The 6,458-nt window shown below is 74.0% G+C and carries 8 protein-coding genes and 1 pseudogene; all 9 read left to right on the top strand.

Annotated features, from left to right (window positions below; all coding sequences use genetic code 11):
• The coding region (fliD, locus tag CBZ_RS18660; RefSeq protein ID WP_307720766.1) for a flagellar filament capping protein FliD at positions 1 to 1,399 on the top strand (1,399 nt) is incomplete at its 5' end.
• A gap of 23 nt (positions 1,400 to 1,422) precedes the next feature.
• Complete coding sequence (locus CBZ_RS18655; RefSeq protein ID WP_130782961.1) at positions 1,423 to 1,866, top strand: flagellar export chaperone FliS; 444 nt, start codon at positions 1,423 to 1,425, stop codon at positions 1,864 to 1,866.
• 1 nt (position 1,867) lies between these two features.
• Entirely contained in the window at positions 1,868 to 2,230 is a 363-nt protein-coding gene (locus CBZ_RS18650; protein ID WP_130782960.1) for a hypothetical protein, read from the top strand.
• 139 nt (positions 2,231 to 2,369) lie between these two features.
• Complete coding sequence (locus CBZ_RS18645) at positions 2,370 to 2,711, top strand: flagellar basal body rod protein FlgB (RefSeq protein ID WP_130782963.1); 342 nt, start codon at positions 2,370 to 2,372, stop codon at positions 2,709 to 2,711.
• Positions 2,711 to 3,109 carry a flagellar basal body rod protein FlgC gene (gene flgC, locus CBZ_RS18640; protein ID WP_130782959.1) on the top strand — a complete coding sequence of 133 codons (399 nt, stop codon included), beginning with the start codon at positions 2,711 to 2,713 and terminating at the stop codon, positions 3,107 to 3,109. The genes CBZ_RS18645 and flgC overlap by 1 nt, the downstream gene beginning before the upstream one ends.
• On the top strand, positions 3,109 to 3,417 hold the full coding sequence (gene fliE / locus CBZ_RS18635) for a flagellar hook-basal body complex protein FliE (protein ID WP_130782958.1): 309 nt from the start codon (positions 3,109 to 3,111) through the stop codon (positions 3,415 to 3,417). The genes flgC and fliE overlap by 1 nt, the downstream gene beginning before the upstream one ends.
• Complete coding sequence (gene fliF / locus CBZ_RS18630) at positions 3,417 to 5,030, top strand: flagellar basal-body MS-ring/collar protein FliF (RefSeq protein WP_130782957.1); 1,614 nt, start codon at positions 3,417 to 3,419, stop codon at positions 5,028 to 5,030. Before fliE ends, fliF begins: the two co-directional genes overlap by 1 nt.
• Complete coding sequence (fliG, locus tag CBZ_RS18625; RefSeq protein ID WP_174768698.1) at positions 5,030 to 6,031, top strand: flagellar motor switch protein FliG; 1,002 nt, start codon at positions 5,030 to 5,032, stop codon at positions 6,029 to 6,031. Before fliF ends, fliG begins: the two co-directional genes overlap by 1 nt.
• Positions 6,024 to 6,458 (top strand): annotated as a pseudogene (locus CBZ_RS18620) (hypothetical protein); the annotation flags it as partial. The gene fliG and the pseudogene CBZ_RS18620, both read left to right, overlap by 8 nt.

Here is a 6,458-nt window from a genome sequence, read left to right as displayed (position 1 = left end):
CCTGGCCGGGCCCGCAGCGGCCCGACGACGAGCGGAGCGAGCGCGCATGGCGACCCTGGGCATCGACGGCCTGGTCTCCGGCCTGAAGACCTCGGACCTCATCAACCAGCTCATGCAGGTCGAGGCCGCACCGCAGGCGCTGCTCAAGACCAAGCAGACGGCGACGACCAACCTCGTCACCGCGCTCCAGTCGCTCAACACCAAGGTCGCCTCGCTCGCCGACGCCGCGACCAAGGCCGCGACCGCGACCTCGTGGACCGCCACGAAGGCCACCGCGTCCGCCGCGTCCGTCACCGCGACCACCTCGACCGGCAGCACGCCCACCGAGCTGTCCTTCACGGTCGGCAAGCTCGCCGCCAGCCAGGTCGCGCTCAGCCCGGACTACGCCTCGCTGCCCGCGTCGGGCACGCTGACGTTCAAGGCCCCCGACGGGAAGCTCACCGAGGTCGCGATCGGCGCCGACGCCGCCGCGACCGCCCGGGCGATCTCCGCGTCGGGCGCCGGCGTCAACGCCGTCGTCGTCACGGCCAACGGCACGACCCGCCTGCAGCTCACCGGCAAGGAGAGCGGGCAGGCGCACGCGTTCGAGCTCTACGCCGGCACCAAGGCGCAGGTCGAGGGTGGCACCGCCACCGCCGTCGGGCTCACCCCCACGCGTGCCGCGAGCGACGCCGAGATCACGCTGTGGGCCGGCACCGCGGCCGCGCAGAAGGTCACGTCGTCGAGCAACACGTTCTCCGAGGTGCTCGAGGGCACCGCGATCACCGTGTCGAAGGTCGAGACCGACCCCGTGACGCTGTCCGTCACGAGCGACACCGCCGCGCTCACCTCGCTCGCGTCCGGCCTCGTCGGCGCCCTCGGCGTCGTGTTCTCGGACATCTCCTCGCGCACCAGCACCACGACCACGACCGCCGCCGACGGCGGGTCCGTCGTCACCGGCGGCCTGTTCTCCGGCGACTCGACGGTCCGCGGCCTGCAGCAGCAGCTCCAGACCGCCGCGCTGTACCCGGTCGACGGCGTCTCGCCTGCGAGCGTGGGCATCACGATGAAGTCCGACGGGTCGTTCGCGCTCGACCAGGAGAAGTTCACCGCCGCGCTCGCCGCCGACCCGGCGCAGGTCGAGAAGGTCGTCTCGGGCATCGCGCAGCGCGTCGCCGACGTCGCGAAGGGGGCCTCCGACTCGGTCGAGGGCACCCTCACGAAGAAGATCACCGGCCAGCAGACCGCGGTCAAGGACCTCGGGACGCAGATCGAGGCCTGGGACCGGCGCCTCTCGGTCCGCCGGGAGAACCTCGAGCGCACCTACGCGGCGCTCGAGGTCACGCTCTCCAACCTGAACTCGCAGTCGAGCTGGCTCGCCGGCCAGCTCTCGTCGCTGTCCGCGTCGTCGAGCTCCTGACGCCCACCGGAAGGTAGTCGAAGATGCCTGACATCCGATCGCGGTACGTGGCCGACGCCGTCGCCACCGTCGGCCCCGCACGTCTGCTCACCATGCTCTACGACCGCATGCTGCTCGACGTCGACCGCGCGGTCGAGTCGTTCGAGGCGGGCGACGTCGTCACCGGTCGCGGCCACCTGCAGCACGCGCAGGAGATCGTCGCCGAGCTCATCGTCAGCCTCGACGAGCAGGCCTGGTCCGGCGGTCCGCAGCTCATGGCGATCTACCGCTACCTGCTCGGCGAGCTCATCAGCGCGGGCTCGCGCGGCGACGTGGAGCGCACCCGCGCCTGCCGGTCGCTCGTCGAGCCGCTCGCCGAGGCCTGGCACGAGGCGGCGCGCTCGCTCGCGCAGGTCCCGATCCCGACCCCGGCGGACGCGCCCGCGCTGGAGACCGCGACCGCGGTCGGCCTGCTCGGCGTCGGCTGACATGCCCGCCGTGGCCGGCGTCGACGCCGGTGCCCCGGCCGGACCGGCCGCGTTCCACGACGCCTGGGTGCGTGCGCTCGACGACCTCGAGGTCGACGTCGCCGCCGCCGAGGAGCTGCTCCGCACCGCCCACCTGGCGCCCGTCGCCGAGGTCGCGCGTGCCGCCGTCTGGCAGCCGCCGTCCGCGCTCGGACCGCTGCCCGCGTCGCTGCAGGTCCGCGGCCAGGCGCTGCTCGACCGGCAGGTCGACGTGGCCCGCCGCACCGCCCAGGCGCTCGTGCGCAGCCGTCGGCACCTCGCGGCGACCGAGGCGTTGCGTCCCCCCTCGCCCGACCTGCCCGTCTATGTCGACCAGCAGGCCTGAGGTCGCACAACTTCTCGCGTGAAACCTCTCACGCGGCGGCCGCCCCCTCCGATGGGAGGGGGGAGCACGGATCGCTCGCGCAGCAGGCCACGGATCGGCCGCCCCACCCTTCAGGGGAGAGGTGTACCCGGGCATGGGCATGTTCGACTCCGTGGGCTTCGTCGCGCTCAACAGCGCGCTCGACGGCCTCGCGCTGCGCCAGCGTGCGATCGCCGACAACGTCGCGAACCTCCAGACCCCCGGCTTCCACGCGCGCCGCGTCCAGTTCGAGGACGAGCTGGCCCGCGCCGTCGCGGGCGGCAGCGGCGCGGTCGAGGCCCGCACCTCCCGGTCGCTGGAGCCGACGCGCGAGGACGGCAACAACGTCAACCTCGACGCGGAGACGCTGCTCAACGTCGACACCAACCTGCGCTACCAGCTCGCGACCCAGGCGGTCTCGGGCACGTTCTCGTCCGTCCGCACCGCCATGAGGACCAGCTGATGACGATCTTCGGAGCGATCGGGATCGCCTCCACCGGGCTCACCGTCCACCGCAAGTGGCTCGACGCGGTCAGCGACAACCTCGCGAACGTCAGCACCGTGCGTGCGACCTCCGAGGAGGCGTTCCGCGCGAAGTACGTCGTCGCCGCCGAGAGCGCCGGGGAGAACCAGGGCGTGCAGGTCGCGGGCATCGTCGAGGGCAGCGCCGAGGGCCGGCTCGTGTACGAGCCCGAGAACCCGCTCGCCGACGACGAGGGCTACGTGCGGTACCCCGACATCGACATGTCCAGCCAGATGACCCAGCTGATCATGGCCCAGCGCGGCTACCAGGCGAACGCCGCGGTGGTCGACCGGGCCCGTGAGACGTACCAGGCCGCCCTCCAGATCGGACGCTCCTGATGACCTTCGCCGTGACCCCCGTGAGCGGGGTGCTGCCCTCCGGCGCCCTGGGCGCCGTGCGCCCGACCGAGGTCGCCGACCCCGCGTCCGGTGCGCAGTTCGCGTCCGTGCTCGGCAGCATCGACAGCCTGCAGCAGCTCCAGTCGACGTCCACCGACCTGGCGCTGCGCGCCGTCACCGGTGACCTCGACGACGTGCACGACTACACGATCGCGTCCGCCCAGGCGTCCACGGCCCTCGAGCTCACGGCCGCCGTGCGCAACAAGGCCGTCGAGGCGTTCACCGAGATCATGAGGATGCAGGCCTGATGCCCGCACAGGTCCAGGCCGCGGTCGACCGGCTCACCGGGACGGTCAAGCAGTTCTCGATCGCGCAGCGCACGCTCGGCCTCATCGGCATCGCGGTCCTCGTGCTCGGCGCGGTCGCGCTGTCGAGCTGGCTGTCGAAGCCCACGATGAGCCCCCTGTTCTCCGGCCTGTCCGGCGCCGACGCGAGCGCGGTCGTCGACGAGCTCACCGCCGCCGGCGTGCCGTACCAGCTCGTCGACGGCGGCGCGACGGTGCTCGTGCCCGAGTCCTCGCTGTACGACCAGCGGATCAAGCTCGCCGCGGCCGGCCTGCCGTCCAACGCCGACGGCGGCGGCTACTCGCTGCTCGACTCCATGCCGATGACGTCGAGCGAGTTCCAGCAGCAGACCACGTACCAGCGCGCGCTGGAGGGCGAGCTCGCCCGCACCATCGGCGCGCTCGACGGCGTCGAGTCCGCCTCGGTCAAGCTCGCCCTGCCCGAGGACAGCGTCTTCGTGTCCGAGAAGGCCGACCCGACGGCGTCCGTCTTCGTGCGGACCCGCCCCGGCACGAGCCTGTCGGCCGACCAGATCCAGGCCGTCGTGCACCTCGTGTCCGCCGGCATCGACGGCATGAAGCCGACCGACGTCGCCGTCGTCGACGCGACCGGCAAGGTCCTGTCCGCGGTCGGCACCGGCACGACCGGCGGCGCCGCCGGGCAGCAGGCCAGCGACTACGAGGCGCGCGTCGCCGCGTCCGTCCAGGCGCTCCTCGACCGCGTCGTCGGCCCCGGCAAGTCGGCCGTCACCGTCACCGCCGAGGTCGACCAGAGCCAGACCGACTCGACCGTCGAGGAGTTCACCGCGACGCCCGACACCCCGCCGCTCGCGTCGTCCACGACGACCGAGCAGTACACCGGCGGTGCCGCGTCCGGCGCCGCGGGCGTGCTCGGCCCGGACAACATCCAGGTGCCGAACGGCGACGGGACCGACGGGAGCGGCTCGTACGAGTCGAGCACCGAGGACGTCACCAACGCCGTCAACAAGCGGACCGAGACCACGACGCAGGGCCCCGGCGCCATCGAGCGGCAGTCCGTCGCCGTCGTCCTCGACGAGACGGCCGCCGCGCCGATCGACATGGTGGGGCTGCGCGAGACCATCGCCGCCGCCGCGGGCATCGACGTCGAGCGCGGCGACACCATCGCCGTGCAGGCCGTGCCGTTCGACACGACGCAGGCGCAGGCCGCCGACGAGGCGCTCGCCGCCGCCGACGAGGCGGCGAAGGCCGCCGAGCAGAGCTCGCTCATCCGGCAGGCCGCCATCGGCGGGCTCGTCCTGGTCCTGCTGCTCGCCCTCGCGATCGGCATGACCCGCCGCTCCCGCAAGGCGCGCCGCACCCAGATCGACCTCGGCCAGCTCCAGCCCGTCCTCACCGACGAGCAGCGCCTCGCGCTCGAGGGCATCCCCGAGGACGCCCTGCCCGAGCTGCCCCCGGGCCCGCTGCCCGGCGAGCCCGACCCCGTGGCCCGCAAGCGCGCCGAGATCACCGCCCTCGCCGACGACCAGCCCGCCGAGGTCGCGGACCTCCTGCGCGGCTGGCTCGGGACGAGCGCCACGCCCGCCGGGCGGCGCTGATGGCCGCGCTCACCGGCGCCCAGAAGGCCGCCATGCTCCTGCTCCAGCTCGGTCGCGACCGCGCCGCGCGCGTCATGGCGCAGCTCGACGTCGCCGAGATCGAGGAGCTCACCGCGGAGATCCTGCGGCTCGAGCGCGTCGACCAGCGCCTCGCCGACGAGGTGCTCGAGGAGTTCCACGCCGTGTCCGTCGTCGGTCCCGGCGTCGGCGGGGGCATGGGCCTCGCGCAGCACCTGCTCGTCGCGTCGCTCGGCGCCGACCGGGCCGGAGAGGTCATGGAGCGCCTCCAGACGACCCTGCAGGGCCAGCCGTTCGAGTTCCTGCAGCACGCCGACGCCCGCCAGGTCGTCTCGCTGCTGTCCGGCGAGCACCCGCAGGCCATCGCGCTCGTCCTCGCGCACCTGCGCCCCGACCACGCCGGCGCGATCCTCGCCGGGCTCGACGCCGAGCTGCAGGCCGAGGTCGCCCACCGCATCGCGCTCATGGAGCGCGCCTCGCCGGACGTCGTGCAGGTCATCGCCGAGACCCTCCAGCGCAAGGCGTCGACCGTCCTCGCGGCCAGCGACCTGGCCGCCGTCGGCGGCGTGCAGCCGCTCGTCGAGATCATCAACCGCGCCGACCCGTCCACGGAGAAGGTCATCCTCGAGGGGCTCGCGAGCCGCGACGAGGAGCTCGCCGAGGAGGTCCGCAGCCGCATGTTCGTCTTCGCGGACATCACGCTGCTCGAGGACCGCGCCATGCAGCTCGTCCTGCGGCAGGTCGAGACCGCGCAGCTGTCCGTCGCGCTCAAGGGCGTCGGCGACGGCGTCCGCGACACCGTCATGCGGAACCTGTCCGAGCGCGCCCGGGAGAACCTCGTCGAGGAGATCGAGCTGCTCGGCCCCGTCCGGCTGTCGCTCGTCGAGGACGCCCGCGCCGCGATCGTGCAGGTCATCCGCCGACTCGAGGAGAGCGGGCAGATCGTGATCCGCCGCGACGGGGAGGACGAGCTCGTTGCCTGACCTCGGCTTCGTCCCCGCGCAGCGCCCCGCGTCGGCGGCCGACGCGCTCGTCCTCGCGACGAGCGTGGTCGGCGGTGCCGTCACGCGTCCCGGCGCGTCCGCCGCCGCCGGGTCCGTCCCGGCACCCGCGACCGCGTCGACCGGCACGTCGGCCGGCACGTCGGCCGGTGCTCCCGCCGGTGCACCCGCCGCCGAGCCCGTCGTGACCGCCACGTCCGCACCCGCTGCCGCCGCCGCCGCTCTCGCCGCCTCCGCCCCCACGGTGTCCGGCGAGGTCCTGGCGTTCCGCCCGTCCCCGCTCGCCGCGCCCGCGGTCCTCGACCGTGGCGCGTCCGACGCCGCCCGGGCCGAGGGCTTCGCGACCGGCTACGCCGCGGGTGCCCGCGAGGCCGCCCGCGTCGCGCAGGAGGAGGCCACCCGCGTGCGC

Source organism: Cellulomonas biazotea (assembly GCF_004306155.1).
Lineage (GTDB): Bacteria > Actinomycetota > Actinomycetes > Actinomycetales > Cellulomonadaceae > Cellulomonas > Cellulomonas biazotea.
The sequence above is the reverse complement of the archived record's forward strand: the minus strand, read 5'-3'. Positions and strand labels throughout refer to the sequence as shown.